This window comes from Streptomyces sp. NPDC012825, assembly GCF_042900925.1.
GTDB lineage: Bacteria > Actinomycetota > Actinomycetes > Streptomycetales > Streptomycetaceae > Streptomyces.
In genome coordinates this window covers 50,526-72,259 of record NZ_JBIBBZ010000022.1, presented here as the reverse complement: position 1 = coordinate 72,259, position 21,734 = coordinate 50,526, and the positions used below count along the sequence as shown (strand labels likewise).

The following is a 21,734-nucleotide window of genomic DNA, read 5'->3' as shown; positions in this document are numbered from 1 at the left end:
TACCAAGTGAGGGGCGACAGCACTCGTGCGCATCGCCAGATTCTCCATCGACGGCAATGTGGCCTTCGGCGCCGTCGAGGGCGAGGGAACCGTCGAGTCCGGCGGCCTCGTCCTCGACATCATCAAGGGCATCCCGTACACCGACTTCGAACTCAGCGGCACCAAGGTCCCGCTGAGCAAGGTACGGCTCCTGCCGCCCGTGCTCCCCAACAAGGTCGTGGCCATCGGCCGCAACTACGCCGAGCACGCCGCCGAACTCGGCAACGAGGTCCCCGACGCCCCCGTCGCCTTCTTCAAGCCCACCACCTCGGTGACCGGCCCCGGCGACGCCATCGAGTACCCCTCCTTCTCCGACGAGCTGCACCACGAGGCCGAACTGGCCGTGGTGATCGGCCGCATGTGCCGCGAGGTCCCCCGCGAACGCGTCCGGGACGTGATCTTCGGCTACACCTGCGCCAACGACGTCACCGCCCGCGACGTCCAGCGGCGCGAGAACCAGTGGGCCCGCGCCAAGGGCTTCGACACCTCCTGCCCGCTGGGGCCCTGGGTCGAGACCGGCCTGAGCGTCGAACAGGCCGGCGACCTCACCGTCCAGGCCACGGTCAACGGCGAGCAGCGCCAGCTCGGGCGCACGAGCGACATGATCCGCTCCATCGAGGACCTGGTCGTCCACATCACCGAGGCCATGACCCTGCTCCCCGGCGACGTCATCCTCACCGGCACCCCGGCCGGGGTCGGCCCCCTCAACGTCGGCGACGAGGTCGCCGTCACCATCGAAGGCATCGGCACTCTCACCAATAAGGTGATCAAGCGTGGCTAACGCGAACTCCCCCAAGCTCTCGACTTCGCTCGAGCAGGGGGTACCCCCCCGCGTCCGTTTCTGTCCCTCGCCGACCGGCAACCCGCACGTGGGTCTGGTCCGCACCGCCCTCTTCAACTGGGCCTTCGCCCGGCACAACCAGGGCACCATGGTCTTCCGCATCGAGGACACCGACGCGGCGCGCGACTCCGAGGAGTCGTACGAGCAGCTGCTCGACTCGCTGCGCTGGCTCGGCCTCGACTGGGACGAGGGCCCGGAGATCGGCGGCCCGCACGCGCCGTACCGCCAGTCGCAGCGGATGGACATCTACAAGGACGTCGCCGACAAGCTGGTCGCCGGCGGTCACGCGTACCCCTGCTACTGCAGCACCGAGGAGCTCGACGAGCGCCGCGAGGCCGCCCGCGCCGCCGGCCGCCCCTCCGGCTACGACGGCCACTGCCGCGACCTCACCGACGAGGAGAAGGGCGCGTACGAGGCCGAGGGCCGCACGCCGATCGTCCGCTTCCGGATGCCCGACGAGCCGATCACCTTCACCGACCTGGTCCGCGGCGAGCTCACCTTCACCCCGGAGAACGTGCCGGACTACGGCATCCTCCGGGCCAACGGCGCCCCGCTCTACACCCTGGTCAACCCGGTCGACGACGCCCTCATGGAGATCACCCACGTCCTGCGCGGCGAGGACCTGCTCTCCTCCACCCCGCGCCAGATCGCGCTCTACAAGGCGCTGATCGAGCTGGGCGTCGCCAAGGAGATCCCCGCCTTCGGCCACCTGCCGTACGTGATGGGCGAGGGCAACAAGAAGCTCTCCAAGCGCGACCCGCAGGCCTCCCTCAACCTCTACCGGGAGCGCGGCTTCCTCCCTGAGGGCCTGCTGAACTACCTCTCCCTGCTCGGCTGGTCCTTCTCCGCCGACCAGGACCTCTTCACGATCCCCGAGATGGTGGAGAGGTTCGACATCGCCGACGTCAACGCCAACCCGGCCCGCTTCGACCTCAAGAAGGCCGAGTCGATCAACGCCGACCACATCCGCAGGCTGGACGTGAAGGCGTTCGCCGAGGCCTGCGAGCCCTGGCTGCGCGCCCCGCACGCCCCCTGGGCGCCCGAGGCCTTCGACCGGGCCGCCTGGGAGGCCGTCGCGCCGCACGCCCAGACCCGCCTGACCGTCCTCTCGGAGATCACGGCCAACGTCGACTTCCTCTTCCTGGACGAGCCGGTCTTCGACCAGGCCTCGTGGGACAAGGCGATGAAGGGCGAGCCCGCCGCGCTGCTCGCCACCGCCCGGGAGAAGCTCGACGCCGCCGACTGGAGCGACCCCGAGTCCCTCAAGAACGCGGTCCTGGCCGCCGGCGAGACCCACGGCCTCAAGCTCGGCAAGGCCCAGGCCCCGGTCCGCGTCGCCGTCACCGGCCGCACGGTCGGCCTGCCCCTCTTCGAGTCCCTGGAGATCCTGGGCAAGGAGAAGAGCCTGGCCCGCGTCGACGCGGCCCTGGCGAAGCTCACCGCGTAGGCGCCGCCCGGTGCACGGGCACGGAGGGCGGCGACCGGATCCGGTCGCCGCCCTCCGCCGCACCCCCGTCGTCGGTACGGTGGCCCCATGACCATCCGGGCGGTCCTGTGGGACATCGACGACACGATCTTCGACTACGCCACCGCCGACACGGCCGGCATGCGCGGTCACCTCGCGGCCGAGGGGCTCCTCGAGGGGTTCGGCACCGTGGAGGCGGCCCTCGACCGGTGGCGGGAGCTCACCACCCTCCACTGGCGCCGCTTCGAGCGGGAGGGCGGCGACTTCCTGGACCAGCGCCGTGCCCGGGTCCGCGACTTCCTCGGCAGGCCGGAGCTCACCACCGCCGAGGCCGACGCATGGTTCGACCGGTACGTCGTCCACTACGAGGCGGCCTGGGCGCTCTTCCCCGACACCGTGCCCGTGCTCGACCTCCTCGCCCGTGACTACCGTCACGCGGTCCTGTCGAACTCCAGCATCCACAACCAGGAGCGCAAGCTCCGGATCCTGGGCATCCGGGACCGCTTCGAGGCCGTCCTGTGCGCCGCCGAGCTGGGCGTGGCCAAGCCCGCCCCGGAGGCCTTCCACGCCGCCTGCGACGCCCTCGGCCTGCCCCCGCACCAGGTGGCGTACGTCGGGGACCAGCCGGACATCGACGCCCGGGGCGCGGCGGAGGCGGGGCTCCTGGGCATCTGGCTGGACCGCGCGGACACCGGCGGCCGGCCCGAGCTGCGCCGGATCACGGAGCTGAGCGGCCTCCCCGACCTGCTGCGCGGGGATACCCGTTTTGGAGCGCGGTCCACCTTCGGGTAATGTTCTTCCTGCGCCGAGGGGAGCAAGCCGAAAGGCAAGAGCCCGGAAAGCGCAAGCCGAGCAGAATCCCCCTGGTGGGGAAGTTGCCCCGGTGGCCTATGGTGTAATTGGCAGCACGACTGATTCTGGTTCAGTTAGTCTTGGTTCGAGTCCAGGTAGGCCAGCTCGCAGAGCTCATCTGCACCCGTGGATGATGATCCACAAGGCCCCCGTTGTGTAGCGGCCTAGCACGCCGCCCTCTCAAGGCGGTAGCGCCGGTTCGAATCCGGTCGGGGGTACAGATCCTTCCCGCGGGATCACCTGGGTAGCTCCCGGTGAACCCGATGCAGGATCGCTAGGGCCCCCGTTGTGTAGCGGCCTAGCACGCCGCCCTCTCAAGGCGGTAGCGCCGGTTCGAATCCGGTCGGGGGTACGGTTTAACCACCATGGCCTATGGTGTAATTGGCAACACTACGGTTTCTGGTACCGTCATTCTTGGTTCGAGTCCAGGTAGGCCAGCTCGCAGAGCTCATCTGCACCCGTGGATGATGATCCACAAGGCCCCCGTTGTGTAGCGGCCTAGCACGCCGCCCTCTCAAGGCGGTAGCGCCGGTTCGAATCCGGTCGGGGGTACGCACAGAAGAAGCCCTTCCCTTCGGGGGAGGGCTTCTTCGTCGTCCGGCGGCGCATGGACAGGGGCCGGGAGGCAACTCCGGCCCACCGCTGCGGCGTTGGAGCGGTGGGCCGGGACGAACGGGAGGGGCGGAGACGTCAGCCGTTGCGGCGGAGCGCCTCGGAGAGGCGGGCGGCGGCGTCGATGACCGCCTGGGCGTGCATGCGGCCCGGGTGGCGCGTCAGGCGCTCGATGGGGCCCGAGACCGACACGGCGGCCACCACGCGGTTCGAGGGGCCGCGCACGGGCGCCGAGACGGACGCGACGCCCGGCTCCCGCTCGCCGATCGACTGGGCCCAGCCGCGGCGCCGCACGCCCGACAGGGCCGTCGCCGTGAAGCGGGCGCCCTGGAGGCCGCGGTGCAGCCGCTCGGGCTCCTCCCAGGCCATCAGGATCTGCGCCGACGAGCCGGCCTTCATGGTCAGCGTCGAGCCGACCGGGACCGTGTCCCGGAGGCCCGAGAGCCGCTCGGCCGCCGCCACGCAGATGCGCATGTCGCCCTGGCGCCGGTAGAGCTGCGCGCTCTCGCCGGTGACGTCGCGCAGATGCGTGAGCACCGGGCCCGCGGTCGCGAGGAGGCGGTCCTCGCCGGCCGCGGCGGCGAGCTCCGCGAGGCGCGGTCCGAGGATGAACCGGCCCTGCATGTCACGCGCCACCATCCGGTGGTGTTCCAGTGCCACGGCGAGACGGTGTGCCGTGGGTCGTGCGAGTCCCGTCGCCGCGACCAGTCCTGCGAGGGTGGCCGGACCGGACTCCAGGGCGCCCAGGACAAGGGCTGCCTTGTCGAGAACGCCTACGCCGCTAGAGTTGTCCATGCAACGATATTCACGTCTCACTCTGTGAAACGCAAGTTCAATTTCCCGAGGAACTTGTCACTCTGGTGGGGCGGCCGCACAACGGCCCGCGAAACGGGTCTCTAGTTGTGCCGGCGCAGACGTCGGCCGGAGGGAAAGCGATGGGTAGGACACTCGCGGAGAAGGTCTGGGACGACCACGTCGTCCGGCGCGCCGAGGGCGAGCCCGACCTCCTCTTCATCGATCTGCACCTGCTGCACGAGGTGACCAGCCCGCAGGCCTTCGACGGCCTCCGCCAGAACGGCCGGCAGGTGCGGCGCCTCGACCTCACCATCGCCACCGAGGACCACAACACCCCGACCCTCGACATCGACAAGCCGATCGCCGACCCCGTTTCCCGCGCCCAGCTGGAGACCCTCCGCAAGAACTGTGCCGAGTTCGGCGTCCGGCTGCACCCGCTGGGCGACGTCGAGCAGGGCGTCGTCCACGTCGTGGGCCCCCAGCTGGGCCTGACCCAGCCCGGCACCACCGTCGTCTGCGGCGACTCCCACACGTCCACGCACGGCGCCTTCGGCGCGCTGGCGTTCGGCATCGGCACCAGCCAGGTCGAGCACGTCCTCGCCACCCAGACCCTGCCGCTGGCCCGCCCGAAGACCATGGCCATCACGGTCGACGGCGAACTGCCCGAGGACGTCACCGCCAAGGACCTGATCCTGGCGATCATCGCGAAGATCGGCACCGGCGGCGGCCAGGGCTACATCCTGGAGTACCGCGGCTCCGCCGTCGAGAAGCTCTCGATGGAAGCCCGGATGACCATCTGCAACATGTCGATCGAGGCCGGCGCCCGCGCGGGCATGATCGCCCCCGACGAGACCACCTTCGCCTATCTGAAGGGCCGCGCCCACGCCCCCGAGGGCGAGGACTGGGACGCCGCCGTCGCGTACTGGAAGACCCTGAAGTCCGACGAGGACGCGGTCTTCGACGCCGAGGTCGTCATCGACGCCGCCTCCCTGGCGCCGTTCGTCACCTGGGGCACCAACCCCGGCCAGGGCGCCCCGCTTTCGGCGCACGTCCCCGACCCGGCTTCGTACGAAGACGCTTCGGAGCGCCTCGCCGCCGAAAAGGCCCTGGAGTACATGGGGTTGACCGCCGGGCAGCCGCTGCGCGACATCAAGGTCGACACCGTCTTCGTAGGCTCCTGCACCAACGGCCGCATCGAGGACCTGCGCAACGCCGCGGACCTGCTCCAGGGCCGCAAGGTCGCCGACGGCGTCCGGATGCTGGTCGTCCCCGGCTCCGTCCGGGTCGCCCTCCAGGCCGTCGAGGAGGGACTGGACAAGGTCTTCAAGGAGGCCGGCGCCGAATGGCGGCACGCGGGCTGCTCGATGTGCCTGGGCATGAACCCCGACCAACTGGCCCCCGGCGAGCGCTCCGCGTCCACCTCGAACCGCAACTTCGAGGGCCGGCAGGGCAAGGGCGGCCGGACCCACCTGGTCTCGCCCCAGGTCGCCGCCGCCACCGCCGTACTGGGCCATCTGGCCTCCCCGGCCGATCTGTCCGACGTCGCCACGCCCGCGGGAGTCTGAGGAACCATGGAAGCTTTCACCACGCACACCGGCCGGGCCGTCCCGCTGCGCCGCAGCAACGTCGACACCGACCAGATCATCCCCGCGCACTGGCTGAAGAAGGTCACCCGCGACGGCTTCGAGGACGGCCTCTTCGAGGCCTGGCGCAAGGACTCCGAGTTCGTCCTCAACCGCCCCGAGCGGCAGGGCGCCACGGTCCTGGTCGCCGGCCCCGACTTCGGCACCGGCTCCTCCCGCGAGCACGCCGTCTGGGCGCTCCAGAACTACGGCTTCCAGGCCGTGATCTCCGCCCGCTTCGCCGACATCTTCCGCGGCAACTCGCTGAAGAACGGCCTGCTGACCGTCGTCCTGCCGCAGGAGACGGTGGACGCGCTCTGGGAGCTGACCGAGGCCGACCCGACCGCCGAGGTCACCGTCGACCTGGAGCGCCGCAAGGTCCTGGCCGCCGGGATCGACGCCGACTTCGAGCTCGACGAGAACGCCCGCTGGCGCCTCCTGAACGGACTCGACGACATCAGCCTCACCCTTCAGAACGAAGCCGACATCGCGGCCTACGAGGCGGCGAGGCCCTCCTTCAAACCCCGTACAATTACGGTCTGAGCAGCGCTTTTCCAAGACTGCGCCCCCCACCTCCCGGTGGGGGGCGCAGTCGCTTGTTGGGCCCCTGTCGGGCGACAACTCGCCCTAGATGGCACAATCTGTGCATGGAACGCGACAGCCAACTCGAGCTCTACGAGGCAGTCGCCGCCCGATTGAAGGAAGCGCACACAAGGGTGCGCTCACTGCAAGTCCCGGAGGGCGTAAGGATGACGCTGTCCCGGAAGCTGCTGGTCGTGACGGCCGCGGCGAAGCACGATCTCAAGGACGCGGCTGCGCGTCTGGACCGGTTGATGAAGGACCTCGACGAGGGCCGATTCCCAGAGGACGACTGACACCAGGAACTCCGCAACGGCTCTTCCGCGTTGCGGCACTAGGGTGATTAGACCGTTTCGTGTTTGATTTGCGGTATATACATGCCTAACGTGCGAAAAAGCTTGAACACTTTCGTTCTGGCAATGTCTCCGAAGGGGAAGACGTGAACAAGGCGCAGCTCGTAGAAGCGATTGCCGACAAGATGGGCGGTCGCCAGCAGGCCGCCGAAGCCGTCGACCACGTGCTCGACGCCATCGTGCGTGCCGTGGTCGCCGGGGACCGGGTCTCCGTCACGGGTTTCGGCTCGTTCGAGAAGGTCGACCGGCCGGCCCGCTACGCCCGCAACCCGCAGACGGGTGAGCGGGTCCGCGTGAAGAAGACCTCCGTCCCCCGTTTCCGCGCCGGTCAGGGCTTCAAGGACCTGGTCAGCGGCTCGAAGAAGCTCCCCAAGGGCGGCGAGGTCTCCGTCAAGAAGGCCCCCAAGGGCAGCCTCACCGGCGGCGCCTCCGCGACGGTCAAGAAGGCCGCCGCCAAGAAGGCCACCACCGCCAAGAAGGCCGCCGCGAAGAAGGCGACCCCGGCGAGCACCACCGCGACCGCCGCGAAGAAGACGACGCCCGCGAAGAAGACCACCACGGCGGCCGCCAAGAAGGCGACCCCGGCGAAGAAGACCGCGACCACCGCCGCGGCCAAGAAGACCTCCGCCGCCGCGAAGAAGACCACCACGGCCGCCGCGGCCAAGAAGACCTCCGCCGCGAAGAAGACCGCGCCGGCCGCGAAGAAGGCCACGGCGACGAAGGCGCCCGCGAAGAAGACGACGGCGCGCAAGACCACCGCCAAGAAGACCGCCGCCAAGAAGTAGGACGTGCGGGAACGATCCGCCGGGCCGGGCTCCCCTCGGGGAGGCCGGCCCGCGGCGTGTCCGGAGGACCCCGGAAGCCCCGTGAGTACCGGAAGCCCCGTGAGTTCTAGAAGGTCTGGAGCGTCACGAGCGTGATCCGCGGGCCGGCCCCCGGGCCGCCCGGCTCCGTCTCGATGCGCACGCGCTGACCCGGCCGCAGCAGCAGCAGCCCGCCCGCCTCGAAGGCCTCCGCCCCGAACTCCACCGGGGTGCCGTCGTCGAGCAGCACACTGCCGCTGCGGGTCTCGGGGTCGTACGTGAACGCGGTCGCCTGCATGGACCGCAGCCTATCCGGCCGCCGGCAGCCACCGGGCGGCCGTCCGCGGGCCGAGGCCCAGCTCCCGCGCCGCCGCCAGGTCCTCCCCGGTGTCCACGTCCCGGCGTACGGAATCCACCCCCGCGAGCCGGATTTCCACCGCCCCCGACGACAAATGCCGCAGCCTCGACGCACCCCCGAATGCCGGTGCCAATTCCACCCCCGGAGCGGCCGAGAGGAATGTCGTACCGATTTCGGCGGCGTCCGCGAGAAATGCCCTCGGAAATGCCAGGGCCGCGTCCAGGACCCGGGCGAGCTCCGCCGGGCGCAGTGCCGGCAGGTCCGCGTTGAGCACCGCCACGCGCGCGTGCGGACGCCGGGCCCGCACGGCCCGCGCCCCGTGCGCGAGCGCCGCGTTGAGCCCCGCCGCCGGCGCGTCCGGCACGATCCGCGCCCCCAGCGCCGCGAGGGCAGCCCCGGCCGCGGGGTCGTCGGTGACGACCACCGCCTCCCGCACCCGCGCGCACTCCAGCACCGCTCCCACGGTGTCCTCGGCGAACGCGAGCGCCAGCCGGGGGCGCAACCACGCGTCCGCCGCCGCGGCCAGTCTGCTCTTCGCCAGGGCAAGGGGCTTCAGGGGTACGACGAGGGACCAGCCGTCGTCCGCATCGGTGTTCATCGCGGACCATTCTGTCCCGCCCGTGCGGTCCGCCGGAGGGGCCGAGGCGTACGGTGTCACTCGACAGACCAGGAGCACGGGGCGACACTGACCCCCTGCCAGCCAGTCCCGGAGAAAGGTGTCCGCGTGCCCCGCCGCAGAATCGGCTTCTGGTACCGCCTCGCGGCGGTCATCGCCAAACCCCCCCTGGTGGTTCTGTTCAAGCGGGACTGGCGCGGCACGGAGCACATCCCGGCCGAGGGCGGATTCATCACCGCCGTGAACCACAACTCCTACCTGGACCCGCTCTCCTACGCGCACTACCAGTACAACACCGGCCGCGTCCCGCGCTTCCTCGCCAAGGCCGCCCTCTTCAAGGGCTCCTTCGTCGGCACGATGCTGCGCGGCACCGGGCAGATCCCCGTCTACCGCGAGACGACCGACGCGCTCGACGCCTTCCGCGCCGCCGTCGACGCCATCGAGCGCGGCGAGTGCGTCGCCTTCTACCCCGAGGGCACCCTGACCCGCGACCCCGACATGTGGCCCATGGCCGGCAAGACCGGCGCCGCCCGCGTCGCGCTGCTCACCAAGGTCCCCGTCATTCCGGTGGCCCAGTGGGGCGCGAACCTCGCGATGCCGCCGTACGCCAAGGAGAACAGGTTCCGGCTGTTCCCCCGCAAGACGCTGGTCGTGCAGGCCGGTCCACCGGTCGACCTCTCCCGCTTCCACGGGCTCGACCCCACGCCCGAGGTGCTCCGCGAGGCCACCGAGACCATCATGGCCGCCATCACCGCCCTCCTGGAGGAGGTCCGCGGCGAGAAGGCGCCCGCCGAACCGTACGACCACCGCAGGGCCCGCCTGGAACAGCGGCGCAAGGCCGCCGAAGGGGGCACCAGGTGACCAAGGCAGCCGTCTTCGGCAACGGGTCCTGGGGCACCGCCTTCGCCATGGTGCTCGCCGACGCGGGCTGCGAGGTGAGCCTCTGGGGCCGCCGCGCCGAACTCGCCGAGGAGATAAACACCACCCGTACCAACCCCGACTACCTGCCGGGGATCGAACTCCCCGAAGCGGTCACGGCCACCGCCGACGCGGCCGAGGCCGCCGCCGACGCCGACTTCACCGTCCTCGTCGTCCCCTCCCAGACCCTCCGCGGCAACCTCGCCGCCTGGAAGCCGCTGCTCGCCCCCGGCACCGTCCTCGTCTCCCTCATGAAGGGCGTCGAACTCGGCACCGCCGAGCGGATGAGCGAGGTCGTCATGGAGGTCGCCGACGTCCCCGCCGAGCGCGTCGCCGTCCTCTCCGGCCCCAACCTGGCCCTGGAGATCGCCTCCCGGCAGCCCGCCGCCGCCGTCGTCGCCTGCGTCGACGAGACGGTCGCCCAGCGGTTCCAGACCGCCTGCATGACCCCGTACTTCCGCCCGTACACCAACACCGACGTGGTGGGCTGCGAGCTCGGCGGGGCCGTCAAGAACGTCATCGGCCTCGCCGTCGGCATCGCCAACGGCATGGGACTCGGCGACAACTCCAAGGCCACGCTCATCACCCGGGGCCTCGCCGAGACCACCCGGCTCGGCCTCGCCATGGGTGCCGACCCGCTCACCTTCGCCGGCCTCGCGGGTCTCGGCGACCTGGTCGCCACCTGCTCCTCGCCGCTCTCCCGGAACAACACCTTCGGCACCAACCTGGGCCGCGGGATGACCCTCCAGGAGACCATCGCGGCCACCCGGCAGACCGCCGAGGGCGTCAAGTCCTGCGAGTCCGTGCTCGATCTGGCCCGCCGCCACGGCGTCGACATGCCCATCACCGAGACGGTCGTCTCCATCGTCCACGAGGGCAAGCCGCCGATCGTCGCCCTCAAGGAGCTCATGTCGCGCTCGGCCAAGTCCGAACGCCGCTGAACCCGGCCGGTCCGGACGACTCGGACGCGCGCGCGGCGGGGCGCTCAGGAGTTCGGGAACCGCAAGGTACCCTCATCGCGATATGAGCGAGAACACCCAGAGCCCCCGCAAGCCGCGCGTGGCCGTCGTCTTCGGCGGACGCAGCTCCGAGCACGCCATCTCCGTCGTCACGGCCGGCGCCGTCCTGAGGGCCATCGACCGGGACAAGTACGACGTGCTGCCCATCGGCATCACGACGGACGGGCGCTGGGCGCTCACCGCCGACGCCCCGGAGCGGATGGCCATCGCCGACCGCGCCCTGCCGAACGTCGCCGAGCTCGCCGAGTCCGAGCGGGGCGGCGTCGTCCTCTCCGTCGACCCGGCCAACCGCGAGGTCGTCCTCGCCGAGCCCGGCGCCGTGCCGCGCGCCCTCGGCGAGGTCGACGTGGTCTTCCCCGTGCTCCACGGACCGTACGGCGAGGACGGCACCCTCCAGGGACTCCTGGAGCTCTCCGGCGTCCCCTACGTCGGCGCGGGCGTCCTCGCCTCCGCCGTCGGCCAGGACAAGGAGTACATGAAGCGGGTCTTCGTCTCCTTCGGCCTCCCGGTCGGCCCGTACGAGGTCGTCCGGCCGCGCGAGTGGGAGCAGAACCCGGCCGCCGCCCGCAAGAAGATCGTCGAGTTCGCCGCCGACCACGGCTGGCCGCTCTTCGTGAAGCCCGCCCGCGGCGGCTCGTCCGTGGGCATCACCAAGGTCGACGACCTCTCCGGCCTCGACGAGGCGATCGAGGAGGCCCGCCGCCACGACCCCAAGATCATCGTGGAGGCGCTGGTCCGCGGCCGCGAGATCGAGTGCGGCGTCCTGGAGTTCGAGGACGGCCCGCGCGCCAGCGTGCCCGCCGAGATCCCGCCCGTCACCGACCACGACTTCTACGACTTCGAGGCGAAGTACATCGACTCGGCCTCCGGCATCGTGCCCGCCCCCATCGGGGACGAGGCCACCGCCGAGATCCAGCGCCTGGCCGTCGCCGCCTACGAGGCCGTCTCCTGCGAGGGCCTGGTCCGCGCCGACTTCTTCCTCACCGAGGACGGCGGGTTCGTCATCAACGAGATCAACACCATGCCGGGCTTCACGCCCATCTCCATGTACCCGCGCATGTGGCAGGAGAGCGGCGTGAGCTATCCGGAGCTGGTCGACCGGCTCCTCCAGGCCGCGCTGACCCGCTCCACCGGCCTGCGCTAGCCGACCGCCACCCGGGGAGCCGGCCGCACGCGCGGCCGGCTCCCCGGGGCACGTCCGGACGGCGTCAGGAGCACTCCGGTTCGAGCGCGCACGGGACCGCCGCCGCCACGGGGGCGGCGAGATCGACGAGCGGTCCCGCGTCGTGCTCGTACCGCGCGTCGAGGTCCACCTCGACGTACGTCCTCCGGTACACCGAGGTGAACCGGGGCCCGGACCCCTCCGGCCGTTCGAGCAGCCAGCGCACGCCGTTCGCGGAGACGCCCTGCGCCTTCGCGTCGCTCATCTTTTCGGGCCGGGGGACCCCGCAGCGCAGTACGATCGCACCGTCACCCCACCCGGCGGTCAACTCGGAGCCGGGCTCCGGGTCACTCCGCTCCAGCCCCGCCACGGTGTCGGGCAGCCCCTTCGCCAGCGCCTGGCAGAGGGCGGCCTCCTCCGCCGGAGGGCTGGGGACCGCGACGGACGCCGAGGCGCCGGACGTGGAACAGCCGGCGGACGCCAGCAGCAGCACGGCGGCCGCGACGGCGGCGGGCAGGCCGAAGGGCCGGTGGGAAGAGGTCACCGGCCAAGCGTAGACGGGGGCTACAGATGAACGACCGGGCAGGTGAGGGTGCGCGTGATGCCGTCCACTTGCTGGACCTTGGCGACCACCATGCGGCCCAGCTCGTCGACCGTGTCCGCCTGCGCGCGCACGATGACGTCGTACGGACCGGTCACGTCCTCGGCCTGGATCACCCCCGGGATCTTGGAGATGGTGTCGGCGACGGTCGACGCCTTGCCCACCTCGGTCTGAATAAGGATGTACGCCTGTACCACGGAACCTCCAGGGCGGCCACGAGGATCTTGTGGGAGAAAGGGACGCCACGGTACCGCGTCGTCGCGGGCCGCGGGGAGACCCGCGCGTCCCGGGGCACCCGGGGCGTGGCGTACGCAGGACAGAAGTTGACGGTCTACTTGACGGTACCCAGCACGGTGACGGCCCGCGACCCGCGGCGCGCACGGACGCGCCCCCGCCCGCCGGCCGGCACGAAGACACGAGGTGAGACGCGGTGAAGGGCACAGTCGGAGAGCTGGGCGAGTTCGGGCTCATCAGAGAGCTCACGTCCCGGCTCACCTCCACCCCGGCGGTACGGATCGGGCCCGGCGACGACGCCGCGGTCGTCTCCGCCCCCGACCGGCGCGTGGTGGCCAGCACGGACATCCTCCTCGAAGGACGTCACTTCCGCCGCGACTGGTCGACGGCGTACGACGTCGGCCGCAAGGCCGCCGCGCAGAACCTCGCCGACATCGCCGCCATGGGCGCGGTCCCCACCGCCCTCCTCCTCGGCCTCGTCGTCCCCGCCGAACTCCCCGTCACCTGGCCCACCGAACTCATGGACGGCCTGCGCGACGAATGTCAGGTCGCGGGCGCGGCCGTGGTCGGCGGCGACGTCGTGCGCGGCGACACGATCACGGTCGCCATCACCGCCCTGGGCGACCTGCGCAACCACGACCCGGTCACCCGCGGCGGCGCGCAGCCCGGCGACGTCGTCGCCTACACCGGCTGGCTCGGCTGGTCCGCCGCCGGATACGCGGTCCTCTCGCGCGGCTTCCGCTCCCCCCGCGCCTTCGTCGAGGCGCACCGCAGGCCCGAACCGCCGTACCACGCGGGCCCGGCCGCCGCGGGGCTCGGCGCCACCGCCATGTGCGACGTCAGCGACGGCCTCATCGCGGACCTCGGCCACATCGCGGACGCCAGCAAGGTCCGCATCGACCTGCGCTCCGGACTCATCGACATCCCCACCCAGATGAACGACATCGGGCAGGCCGTCGGCGTCGACCCCATGCAGTGGGTGCTCACCGGGGGAGAGGACCACGCCATCGTCGCCACCTTCCCGCCGGAGGTGAAGCTGCCCGCCCGCTGGAAGGTCATCGGCGAGGTCCTCAACCCCTCGGCGCTGCCCCAGGTCACCGTGGACGGCGCGCCCTGGCACGCGGTCGGCGGCTGGGACCACTTCGGGGAGACGGAGTGAGCGCGGGAGACCCGGGGCGGCCGCCGCTGGTCCTCACCGTCGCCGGGTCCGACTCCGGCGGCGGCGCGGGGATCCAGGCCGACCTGAAGACGATGCTGGCGCTCGGCGTCCACGGCATGAGCGTCCTCACCGCCGTCACCGCGCAGAACTCCCGGGGCGTCCAGGGCGTCTGGGAGCTGCCGGTGGAGGCCGTGCGCGCCCAGTACCGGTCCGTCGTCGACGACATCGGCGTCCAGGCCGTGAAGACCGGCATGCTGGCCACCGCCCCGCTCGTGGAGACCGTCGCGGAACTCCTCGCGGACACCGGCGGCGCGCCCGTCGTCGTCGACCCGGTCGGGGTCTCCAAGCACGGGGACCCGCTCCTCGCCGCGTCCGCGCTCGACGCCGTGCGCACGAAGCTCCTGCCCCTCGCGACCGTCGCCACGCCCAACCTGGACGAGGTGACGCAGCTCATAGGCGTGCACGTCGTGTACGAGAGCGACATGAGGACCGCCGCCGAGGGAATCCTGTCGTACGGGCCGGAGTGGGTCCTGATCAAGGGCGGGCACCTGCCCACGGGCGGGGAGGCCGTGGACCTGCTCACCGACGGCGAGGAGGAGCACTGGCTCCGCGCCCCGCGCCACGACAACCGGCACACCCACGGGACGGGCTGCACGCTCGCCTCCGCCGTCGCCTCCGGGCTCGCCAAGGGCCTAACGGTGCCGGAGGCCGTACGGGGGGCCAAGGAGTACGTGACCGGGGCCATCGGCGCCGGATTCGCCCTGGGCACGGGCATAGGCCCGGTCGACCACGGCTGGCGGTTCAGGGACTGAGCGGGTCCGGGGGTGTCACACGCCCCCGACCCCGGACCCGGACCCGCTTCCGGGCACGGCAAGAGGCCGGCTCACCGAGGTGAGCCGGCCTCTCAAGGCAACCGCAGGGGCTGCGCTACGACGGAACGTCGCGGTTAGCGCGAGACCTTGCCGGCCTTGATGCACGAGGTGCAGACGTTGAGCCGCTTCGGCGTCCGACCGACCACGGCACGCACGCGCTGGATGTTCGGGTTCCAGCGACGGGACGTACGGCGGTGCGAGTGCGAAATGTTGTTGCCGAAGCCCGGCCCCTTGCCGCAGACGTCGCAGTTGGCAGCCACGGGTCACTCCAAAGACTTCAGAATTACAGTGAAATCCGGCGCACCGGAATCAGGAGTCTGAAGTGGCTTGCCGGGGAACGGCCCGGACTGAACCGGGCAACCGAAGCAGCATACAACGCCTGCTTCCGTGGAACGAAACTACCATGTTCCCCGCCGGCCCCGCCCCGGGCCCCGGTCACGCCCGGGACACCTCCGGTCTACCCTGCGGTGAGCTCACCGCCGAAGGAGGACCCCCCGTTGTCGCGAGCCCTTCAGCCTGACGAGGAGCTCGTCGAGCTCGACGCCGAAGCGGTCCGGACCTGGTGCGCGAGGGCCTTCGACGCCCTCGGACGGGAGCGCGAGGCGATCGACGCGATCAACGTCTACCCGGTCGCGGACGGGGACACCGGCACCAACCTCTACCTGACGGCGGAAGCCGCCCACCAGGCCGTCGAAGCGGTCTTCGCGGCCTCCGGACCGGACGCGGCCGAGGCCGTGCGGGCCATGGCGCACGGCGCACTCCTCGGGGCCCGCGGCAACTCCGGGACCATCCTCTCCCAGCTCCTGCGCGGCATGGCGACCGTCCTCGCCGACGGATGTGACGGGGAACACCTCGCCCGCGCCCTCGCCGAGGCCGCGCGCGCGGCCCGGCAGGCCGTCGCCCGCCCCGTGGAGGGCACCATCCTCACCGTGGCGAGCGCCGCCGCCGAGGCGTGCGCGTCGGGCGGCACGCTCGTGGAGGTGGCCCGCGACGCCCACGAGGGGGCCGCGACCGCCCTGGCGGCCACCTCCGGCCAACTGGACGTCCTCGAACGCGCCGGAGTCGTGGACGCGGGCGGCAGGGGCCTGGTGACCGTCCTCGGCGCCCTCCTGGAGACCGTCACCGGACGGACCCCGGACCGGCCCGGGACCGCGCCGCTCCCGCCGGCCGCCCCCCGCGAGAAGTGCGCGGGCGAGGACGGACCCGCCTACGAGGTGATCTACCTCCTGGAAGCCGACGACACGGCCGTCGAACGGCTGCGCTCCCGCCTCGACGCCCTGGGGGAGTCCCTGGTCGTCGTCGGCGGCGACGGGCTCTGGAACGTCCACGTGCACGTGGACGACGCGGGCGCCGCCGTCGAGGCCGCCGTCGAGGCCGGCCGCCCCCACCGCATCCGGATCACCCACTTCGCGTCCGACGCGACGACCGGGACCACCGCCCCGGACCGGGGCCGGGAGGACGGGTACGAGGCCGGGGACGGGGAGCGGGGAGCCGTCGCGCACACCGGCCGCCCCGGCCCCGTCGACCCCACCGACCCCACCGACCCCGCCGGAGGCGCCCCCCGCGTCCGGCGCGCGGTCGTCGCCGTCGTCCCCGGCGAGGGCCTCGCCGGGCTCTGCGCCGAGGCCGGCGCGACCACGGTCCGGACCCGCCCCGGCGAACCCCCCGCCGAGGACGAGCTCGTCGAGGCCGTCCGGCGGGCGCACGCGCGCGAGGTCGTCCTCCTGCCCAACGACACCGATCTGCGCGAGACCGCAGCCGCGGCCGCCGAACGCGTCAGGGCGGAGGGCGTCCGCGTCGCCCTCGTCCCCACCCGGGCCGCCGTCCAGGGCATCGCCGCCCTCGCCGTCCACGAGCCCGACCGGCGCTTCGACGAGGACGTCGTCGCCATGACGGCCGCCGCCGGAGCCACCCGCTACGCCGAACTCGCCGTCGCCGAGCACCGGTCCTTCACCTCGGCCGGCGTCTGCCAGGCCGGCGACGTCCTCGGCCTCATCGAGGGCGACGTCGCCGTCATCGGCAAGGACCTCACCGAGACCGCCCGCACCGTCCTGGACCGGATGCTCTCGGCGGGCGGCGAGCTCGTCACCCTCGTCGTCGCCGACGACACCCCGCCCGGCCTCGCCGCCGACCTCGAACACCACGTCCGGCGCGGCTACCTGGCCGTCGACACCACCACGTACCACGCGGGCGCGGAGGCCCCGCCGCTGCTCATCGGGGTGGAATAGGCGCCGGTCCCGGGGGTCGTCCACAGGCCGCGTCCCGGTTGTCGGTCCCGTGGTGTGCAATGGAACGCGTGCCCGCGCTCGACGAACCACTCAAGAAGTCCCTCGGCCCCGCCACCGCCAAGGTCATGGCCGAGGCGCTCGACCTGCACACGGTCGGGGACCTGCTGCACCACTACCCCCGCCGGTACGCCGAGCGCGGGGAGCTGACCACCCTCTCCGAGCTGCCGCTCGAGGAGCACGTCACGGTGGTCGCGCAGGTCGCCGACGCCCGCGTGCTCACCTTCAACGGTTCCAAGGGGCGTGGCCAGCGCCTCGAAGTGACCATCACCGACGGCAGCGGCCGTTTGCAGCTCGTCTTCTTCGGCAAGGGCGTGCACAAGCCGCACAAGGACCTGCTGCCCGGCACCCGCGCGATGTTCGCCGGCAAGGTCTCGCTGTTCAACCGGCGCCTCCAGCTCGCCCACCCGTCGTACGAACTCCTGCGCGGCGACCGCGAGGAGGCCGTGGACGTCTGGGCCGGGGCCCTCATCCCGATCTACCCGGCCACCACCAAACTGGAGTCCTGGAAGATCGCCAAGGCCGTCGACGCGGTCCTGCCGAGCGCCGTCGACGCCGCCGACCCGCTCCCGGACGCCCTGCGCGAGGGTCGCGGCCTCGCCGAACTGCCCGACGCCCTGCGGATGATCCACCGGCCCCGCACCAAGGCCGACATCGCCGCCGCCCGGGACCGGCTCAAGTGGGACGAGGCCTTCGTCCTCCAGGTCGCCCTCGCCCGCCGCCGGCACGCCGACACCCAACTGCCCGCCGTCCCGCGAAAGCCGGCCCCCGACGGCATCCTCGACGCCTTCGACGCCAAACTCCCCTTCACCCTCACCGACGGTCAGCAGAAGGTCTCCGCGGAGATCTTCGACGACCTCGCCACCGACCACCCCATGCACCGCCTCCTCCAGGGCGAGGTCGGAAGCGGAAAGACCATGGTCGCCCTGCGCGCCATGCTCGCCGTCGTCGACTCCGGGGGGCAGGCCGCGATGCTCGCTCCCACCGAGGTCCTCGCCCAGCAGCACCACCGCTCCGTCACCGAGATGATGGGCGAGCTGGCCGAGGGGGGGATGCTCGGCGGCGCGGACCGTGCCACCAAGGTCGTCCTGCTCACCGGCTCCATGGGCGCCGCCGCCCGCCGCCACGCCCTCCTCGACCTGGTCACCGGCGAGGCCGGGATCGTCATCGGCACGCACGCGTTGATCGAGGACAAGGTCAAGTTCCACGACCTCGGCCTGGTCGTCGTCGACGAGCAGCACCGCTTCGGCGTCGAGCAGCGCGACGCCCTGCGCGGCAAGGGCAAGCAGCCCCCGCACCTCCTCGTCATGACCGCGACGCCCATCCCGCGCACGGTCGCCATGACCGTCTTCGGCGACCTGGAGACCTCCGTCCTCGACCAGCTGCCCGCCGGCCGCTCCCCGATCGCCAGCCACGTCGTCCCCGCCGCCGACAAGCCGCACTTCCTCGCGCGCGCGTGGGAACGGGTCCGCGAGGAGGTCGGGAACGGACACCAGGCGTACGTGGTCTGCCCCCGCATCGGGGACGAGGAGGACCGGAAGAAGAAGCCCGGGGCGTCCGCGGAGGACGAGGCGGAGAAGCGGCCCCCGCTCGCCGTCCTCGACGTCGCCGAGAAGCTCCGCACCGGCCCCCTCGCGGGCCTGCGGGTCGCCGTCCTGCACGGCCGCATGCACCCCGACGACAAGGACGACGTCATGCGCCGCTTCACCACCGGCGACCTCGACGTCCTCGTCGCCACCACCGTCATCGAGGTCGGCGTCAACGTCCCCAACGCCACCGCCATGGTCATCATGGACGCGGACCGCTTCGGCGTCTCCCAGCTCCACCAGCTGCGCGGCCGCGTCGGCCGCGGCTCCGCCCCCGGCCTCTGCCTCCTCGTCACCGAGATGCCCGAGGCGAGCCCCGCCCGGCAGCGCCTCGGCGCCGTCGCCTCCACCCTCGACGGCTTCGAGCTCTCCCGCATCGACCTCGAACAGCGGCGCGAGGGCGACGTCCTCGGCCAGGCCCAGTCCGGCGTCCGCTCCTCCCTGCGGGTCCTCACCGTCATCGACGACGAGGAGGTCATCGCCGCCGCCCGCGAGGAGGCCACCGCCCTCGTCCTCGCCGACCCGGACCTCACCGCCCACCCGGGCCTGCGCACCGCCCTCGACGCCCTCCTCGACAAGGACCGGGAGGAGTACCTGGAGAAGGGCTGACCGCCCACCGGTCCGACCGCGGCCATATCCTGAGACGTACGCACTGGACGACGCAGGACGAGGACACCGATGACCCGCGTGATCGCCGGTACGGCCGGCGGGCGGCGCCTGGCCGTGCCGCCCGGCAACGGCACCCGCCCCACCTCCGACCGGGCGCGCGAGGGCCTCTTCTCCACATGGGAGGCGCTCCTCGGCACCCTCGACGGGACCAGGGTCGCCGACCTGTACGCGGGCTCCGGCGCCGTCGGCCTGGAGGCGCTCTCCCGGGGCGCCGCCCACGCCCTCCTCGTCGAGACCGATCCCCGCGCGGCGCGGACGATCCGGGAGAACATCCGGGCGATCGGCCTGCCGGGCGCGGAGCTCCGTACCGGCAGGGCCGAGCAGATCGTGACCGGACCGGCCCCCGCCGCCCCGTACGACCTGGTCTTCCTGGACCCGCCGTACGCCGTCGAGGACGCCGGCCTCCAGGAGATTCTCCTCACACTGCGCTCGGGGGGCTGGCTGAGCGAAGATGCCCTCGTCACCGTGGAGCGCAGCACCCGAGGCGGAGAGTTCGGCTGGCCGGCCGGCTTCGAGCCCCTGCGGGCCCGTCGTTACGGCGAGGGAACGTTTTGGTACGGTCGCGCCGCCTCTACGTGCGAAGACGCACGATGACCGGACCGGAGAGCGAGGGACCCACGTTGCGCCGCGCCGTCTGTCCGGGGTCATTCGACCCCATCACCAACGGACACCTCGACATCATCGCCCGTGCCTCCAAGCTGTACGACGTCGTACACGTGGCCGTGATGATCAACCAGTCGAAGAAGGGCCTCTTCACGGTCGACGAGCGGATCGAGCTGATCCGCGAGGTCACCGCCGACTTCGGCAACGTACGGGTGGAGTCCTTCCACGGCCTGCTCGTCGACTTCTGCAAGCAGCGCGACATCCCCGCCATCGTCAAGGGCCTGCGCGCGGTCAGCGACTTCGACTACGAGCTGCAGATGGCCCAGATGAACAACGGCCTCTCGGGCGTGGAGACCCTCTTCGTCCCCACCAACCCGACGTACAGCTTCCTCTCCTCCTCCCTGGTCAAGGAGGTGGCGGCCTGGGGCGGCGACGTCTCGCACCTGGTCCCGCCGCTGGTCCTCGGACAGCTGACCGAACGACTCGCGCGGAAGTGACGCGCGGCCACCTCCGCTGACGCTCCGTCACCTGGTGTCGGACGGGCGCCGACTGCCCTTACAGTCGTCCCGTCCTACTCCGACCGGCTGTAGAGAGTGGCGAGCACCAGGTGGACGTGCAGAAGAAGCTCGACGAGATCGTGGCGACCGTACGGGGCGCCCGCTCCATGCCCATGTCGGCATCCTGCGTGGTCAACCGCGCCGAGCTGCTCGCCCTGCTCGAAGAGGTGCGGGAGGCCCTGCCCGGCTCCCTCGCCCAGGCCCGGGAACTGATCGGCGGCCGGGAGCAGATGGTCGAGGAGGCCCGCCGGGAGGCCGAGCGGATCATCGAGGCCGCCCACGCCGAGCGGGGCTCGATCGTCTCCGACACCCAGGTCGCCCGGCAGTCGCAGGAGGAGGCCGACCGGATCCTCTCCGAGGCCCGCCGAGAGGCCGAGGAGATCCGCGCCGAGGCCGACGACTACGTCGACTCCAAGCTCGCCAACTTCGAGGTCGTCCTCAACAAGACCATCGGATCCGTCGACCGGGGCCGCGAGAAGCTCCTCGGCCGCGGCCCGGGGACCGGGCCGGACGGCTACGCCGACGAGGACGCGCCCGAGTACGGCGCCGACGCGCAGACGCCGATCCACGGGGCCGACGACTTCATCGCCGCCAAGCTGGGCGCTTTCGAGGCGGTCCTCGGCAAGACCCTGGAGGCCGTCGGGCGGGGCCGGCAGAAGCTGCACGGCCGGATCGCCACCGACGCCCTCGGCGAGCACATGGCCGCCCAGGACGGCCTCGGCGGCACGGTCCACACCAGCGACGCCGACTACCTGGCCGGCCTCGCGGAGCTCTCCACGCCCGAGCCGGCCCAGGCACCGGCACCTGCGCCCGCACAGGTCCCGGACCCGCCGCGGCAACAGCCCGACCCGTACGGGTACCAGCAGCAGGACCCCTACACGTACCAGCAGGTCCAGCAGCAGCCGGACCCCTACGCGTACCCGCAGCAGGCCGACCCGTACGGGTACCAGCAGCAGGACCCCTACGCGTACCAGCAGCCGGCCCACCAGCCCCAGCAGACCGCCGCGCTCGACGAGACCAGCTTCTTCGACACGGGCATGATCGACCTGGACCAGCTGCGCCGGTACGAGCAGCAGTACGACCAGGGGCAGCAGCAGTAGGCACGGCGGCGGGAAGCGGCGCTCGGGAACGGGC

The 21,734-nt window shown here is 72.0% G+C and carries 23 protein-coding genes and 5 tRNA genes; 22 read left to right on the top strand and 6 right to left on the bottom strand.

Annotation, left to right across the window (positions count from 1 at the left end):
* Window positions 1-25 precede the first annotated feature (25 nt).
* From ACFY7E_RS29610 to ACFY7E_RS29575, 8 genes are all read left to right on the top strand, one after another.
* Complete coding sequence (locus tag ACFY7E_RS29610) at window positions 26-820, top strand: fumarylacetoacetate hydrolase family protein (RefSeq protein WP_389490165.1); 795 nt, start codon at window positions 26-28, stop codon at window positions 818-820.
* Window positions 813-2,327 (top strand): glutamate--tRNA ligase, encoded by a 1,515-nt coding sequence (gltX, locus tag ACFY7E_RS29605; RefSeq protein WP_389490162.1) that lies wholly within the window; start codon window positions 813-815, stop codon window positions 2,325-2,327. The genes ACFY7E_RS29610 and gltX overlap by 8 nt, the downstream gene beginning before the upstream one ends.
* A gap of 87 nt (window positions 2,328-2,414) precedes the next feature.
* Window positions 2,415-3,137, top strand: a complete 723-nt coding sequence (locus ACFY7E_RS29600; protein ID WP_389490159.1) for an HAD family hydrolase — start codon at window positions 2,415-2,417, stop codon at window positions 3,135-3,137.
* A gap of 92 nt (window positions 3,138-3,229) precedes the next feature.
* Window positions 3,230-3,301, top strand: a tRNA-Gln gene (locus tag ACFY7E_RS29595).
* A gap of 41 nt (window positions 3,302-3,342) precedes the next feature.
* Window positions 3,343-3,415 (top strand) — tRNA-Glu (locus tag ACFY7E_RS29590).
* A 61-nt stretch (window positions 3,416-3,476) separates the two neighbouring features.
* A tRNA-Glu gene (locus tag ACFY7E_RS29585) sits at window positions 3,477-3,549 on the top strand.
* A gap of 14 nt (window positions 3,550-3,563) precedes the next feature.
* A tRNA-Gln gene (locus ACFY7E_RS29580) sits at window positions 3,564-3,635 on the top strand.
* Between the two features lie 41 nt (window positions 3,636-3,676).
* Window positions 3,677-3,749: transfer RNA gene (locus ACFY7E_RS29575), tRNA-Glu, on the top strand.
* A gap of 138 nt (window positions 3,750-3,887) precedes the next feature.
* Here the strand turns inward: ACFY7E_RS29575 and ndgR are convergent.
* A complete protein-coding gene (ndgR, locus tag ACFY7E_RS29570; protein ID WP_189981172.1) occupies window positions 3,888-4,604 on the bottom strand; it encodes an IclR family transcriptional regulator NdgR in 717 nt (238 codons plus the stop codon).
* A gap of 140 nt (window positions 4,605-4,744) precedes the next feature.
* Here ndgR and leuC point away from each other — a divergent pair, with 140 nt between their 5' ends.
* The 4 genes from leuC (at window position 4,745) to ACFY7E_RS29550 (ending at window position 7,943) form a co-directional block, all read left to right on the top strand.
* Complete coding sequence (leuC, locus tag ACFY7E_RS29565) at window positions 4,745-6,169, top strand: 3-isopropylmalate dehydratase large subunit (protein ID WP_389490155.1); 1,425 nt, start codon at window positions 4,745-4,747, stop codon at window positions 6,167-6,169.
* Window positions 6,170-6,175: 6 nt separating this feature from the next.
* Window positions 6,176-6,769, top strand: a complete 594-nt coding sequence (leuD, locus tag ACFY7E_RS29560; RefSeq protein WP_389490153.1) for a 3-isopropylmalate dehydratase small subunit — start codon at window positions 6,176-6,178, stop codon at window positions 6,767-6,769.
* 104 nt (window positions 6,770-6,873) lie between these two features.
* Window positions 6,874-7,101: a hypothetical protein gene (locus tag ACFY7E_RS29555; protein ID WP_389490151.1), complete on the top strand. Its 228-nt coding sequence runs from the start codon at window positions 6,874-6,876 to the stop codon at window positions 7,099-7,101.
* A gap of 143 nt (window positions 7,102-7,244) precedes the next feature.
* Window positions 7,245-7,943 (top strand): HU family DNA-binding protein, encoded by a 699-nt coding sequence (locus ACFY7E_RS29550; protein ID WP_389490149.1) that lies wholly within the window; start codon window positions 7,245-7,247, stop codon window positions 7,941-7,943.
* Between the two features lie 106 nt (window positions 7,944-8,049).
* Here the strand turns inward: ACFY7E_RS29550 and ACFY7E_RS29545 are convergent, their stop codons facing one another.
* A complete protein-coding gene (locus tag ACFY7E_RS29545; protein ID WP_383448041.1) occupies window positions 8,050-8,259 on the bottom strand; it encodes a hypothetical protein in 210 nt (69 codons plus the stop codon).
* Window positions 8,260-8,269: 10 nt separating this feature from the next.
* Window positions 8,270-8,917: a 2-phospho-L-lactate guanylyltransferase gene (gene cofC, locus ACFY7E_RS29540; protein ID WP_383448038.1), complete on the bottom strand. Its 648-nt coding sequence runs from the start codon at window positions 8,915-8,917 to the stop codon at window positions 8,270-8,272.
* Window positions 8,918-9,043: 126 nt separating this feature from the next.
* On the opposite strand from cofC, the gene ACFY7E_RS29535 reads away from it, so the two are divergent.
* The 3 genes from ACFY7E_RS29535 to ACFY7E_RS29525 all read left to right on the top strand — a co-directional run bounded on the left by ACFY7E_RS29535 (window position 9,044) and on the right by ACFY7E_RS29525 (window position 12,016).
* The gene (locus ACFY7E_RS29535) at window positions 9,044-9,796 is read left to right on the top strand and encodes a lysophospholipid acyltransferase family protein (protein WP_389490145.1); all 753 of its coding nucleotides are present in this window, start codon (window positions 9,044-9,046) and stop codon (window positions 9,794-9,796) included.
* Window positions 9,793-10,794, top strand: a complete 1,002-nt coding sequence (locus tag ACFY7E_RS29530) for an NAD(P)H-dependent glycerol-3-phosphate dehydrogenase (RefSeq protein WP_389490143.1) — start codon at window positions 9,793-9,795, stop codon at window positions 10,792-10,794. Before ACFY7E_RS29535 ends, ACFY7E_RS29530 begins: the two co-directional genes overlap by 4 nt.
* Window positions 10,795-10,876: 82 nt before the next feature.
* Entirely contained in the window at window positions 10,877-12,016 is a 1,140-nt protein-coding gene (locus tag ACFY7E_RS29525; protein WP_389490141.1) for a D-alanine--D-alanine ligase family protein, read from the top strand.
* A 64-nt stretch (window positions 12,017-12,080) separates the two neighbouring features.
* On the opposite strand, the gene ACFY7E_RS29520 is transcribed toward ACFY7E_RS29525, so the two are convergent.
* Window positions 12,081-12,578 (bottom strand): DUF3515 domain-containing protein, encoded by a 498-nt coding sequence (locus ACFY7E_RS29520; RefSeq protein ID WP_389490138.1) that lies wholly within the window; start codon window positions 12,576-12,578, stop codon window positions 12,081-12,083.
* Between the two features lie 20 nt (window positions 12,579-12,598).
* Entirely contained in the window at window positions 12,599-12,832 is a 234-nt protein-coding gene (locus ACFY7E_RS29515; protein WP_017947604.1) for an Lrp/AsnC family transcriptional regulator, read from the bottom strand.
* Window positions 12,833-13,065: 233 nt separating this feature from the next.
* On the opposite strand from ACFY7E_RS29515, the gene ACFY7E_RS29510 reads away from it, so the two are divergent.
* On the top strand, window positions 13,066-14,028 hold the full coding sequence (locus ACFY7E_RS29510) for a thiamine-phosphate kinase (RefSeq protein ID WP_389490136.1): 963 nt from the start codon (window positions 13,066-13,068) through the stop codon (window positions 14,026-14,028).
* Window positions 14,025-14,840 carry a bifunctional hydroxymethylpyrimidine kinase/phosphomethylpyrimidine kinase gene (gene thiD / locus ACFY7E_RS29505; RefSeq protein WP_389490134.1) on the top strand — a complete coding sequence of 272 codons (816 nt, stop codon included), beginning with the start codon at window positions 14,025-14,027 and terminating at the stop codon, window positions 14,838-14,840. Before ACFY7E_RS29510 ends, thiD begins: the two co-directional genes overlap by 4 nt.
* 134 nt (window positions 14,841-14,974) lie before the next feature.
* Here the strand turns inward: thiD and rpmB are convergent, their stop codons facing one another.
* Window positions 14,975-15,160: a 50S ribosomal protein L28 gene (rpmB, locus tag ACFY7E_RS29500; RefSeq protein WP_003957616.1), complete on the bottom strand. Its 186-nt coding sequence runs from the start codon at window positions 15,158-15,160 to the stop codon at window positions 14,975-14,977.
* A gap of 237 nt (window positions 15,161-15,397) precedes the next feature.
* Here rpmB and ACFY7E_RS29495 point away from each other — a divergent pair, with 237 nt between their 5' ends.
* The 5 genes from ACFY7E_RS29495 to ACFY7E_RS29475 all read left to right on the top strand — a co-directional run bounded on the left by ACFY7E_RS29495 (window position 15,398) and on the right by ACFY7E_RS29475 (window position 21,700).
* Entirely contained in the window at window positions 15,398-17,128 is a 1,731-nt protein-coding gene (locus tag ACFY7E_RS29495; protein WP_389490132.1) for a DAK2 domain-containing protein, read from the top strand.
* 59 nt (window positions 17,129-17,187) lie between these two features.
* Window positions 17,188-19,380 (top strand): ATP-dependent DNA helicase RecG, encoded by a 2,193-nt coding sequence (gene recG / locus ACFY7E_RS29490; protein WP_389490130.1) that lies wholly within the window; start codon window positions 17,188-17,190, stop codon window positions 19,378-19,380.
* A gap of 69 nt (window positions 19,381-19,449) precedes the next feature.
* Window positions 19,450-20,034, top strand: a complete 585-nt coding sequence (rsmD, locus tag ACFY7E_RS29485; protein WP_389490128.1) for a 16S rRNA (guanine(966)-N(2))-methyltransferase RsmD — start codon at window positions 19,450-19,452, stop codon at window positions 20,032-20,034.
* Window positions 20,035-20,060: 26 nt separating this feature from the next.
* Complete coding sequence (coaD, locus tag ACFY7E_RS29480) at window positions 20,061-20,540, top strand: pantetheine-phosphate adenylyltransferase (protein ID WP_389490184.1); 480 nt, start codon at window positions 20,061-20,063, stop codon at window positions 20,538-20,540.
* Window positions 20,541-20,650: 110 nt separating this feature from the next.
* On the top strand, window positions 20,651-21,700 hold the full coding sequence (locus ACFY7E_RS29475) for a cell division initiation protein (RefSeq protein ID WP_389490125.1): 1,050 nt from the start codon (window positions 20,651-20,653) through the stop codon (window positions 21,698-21,700).
* Window positions 21,701-21,734: the final 34 nt, after the last annotated feature.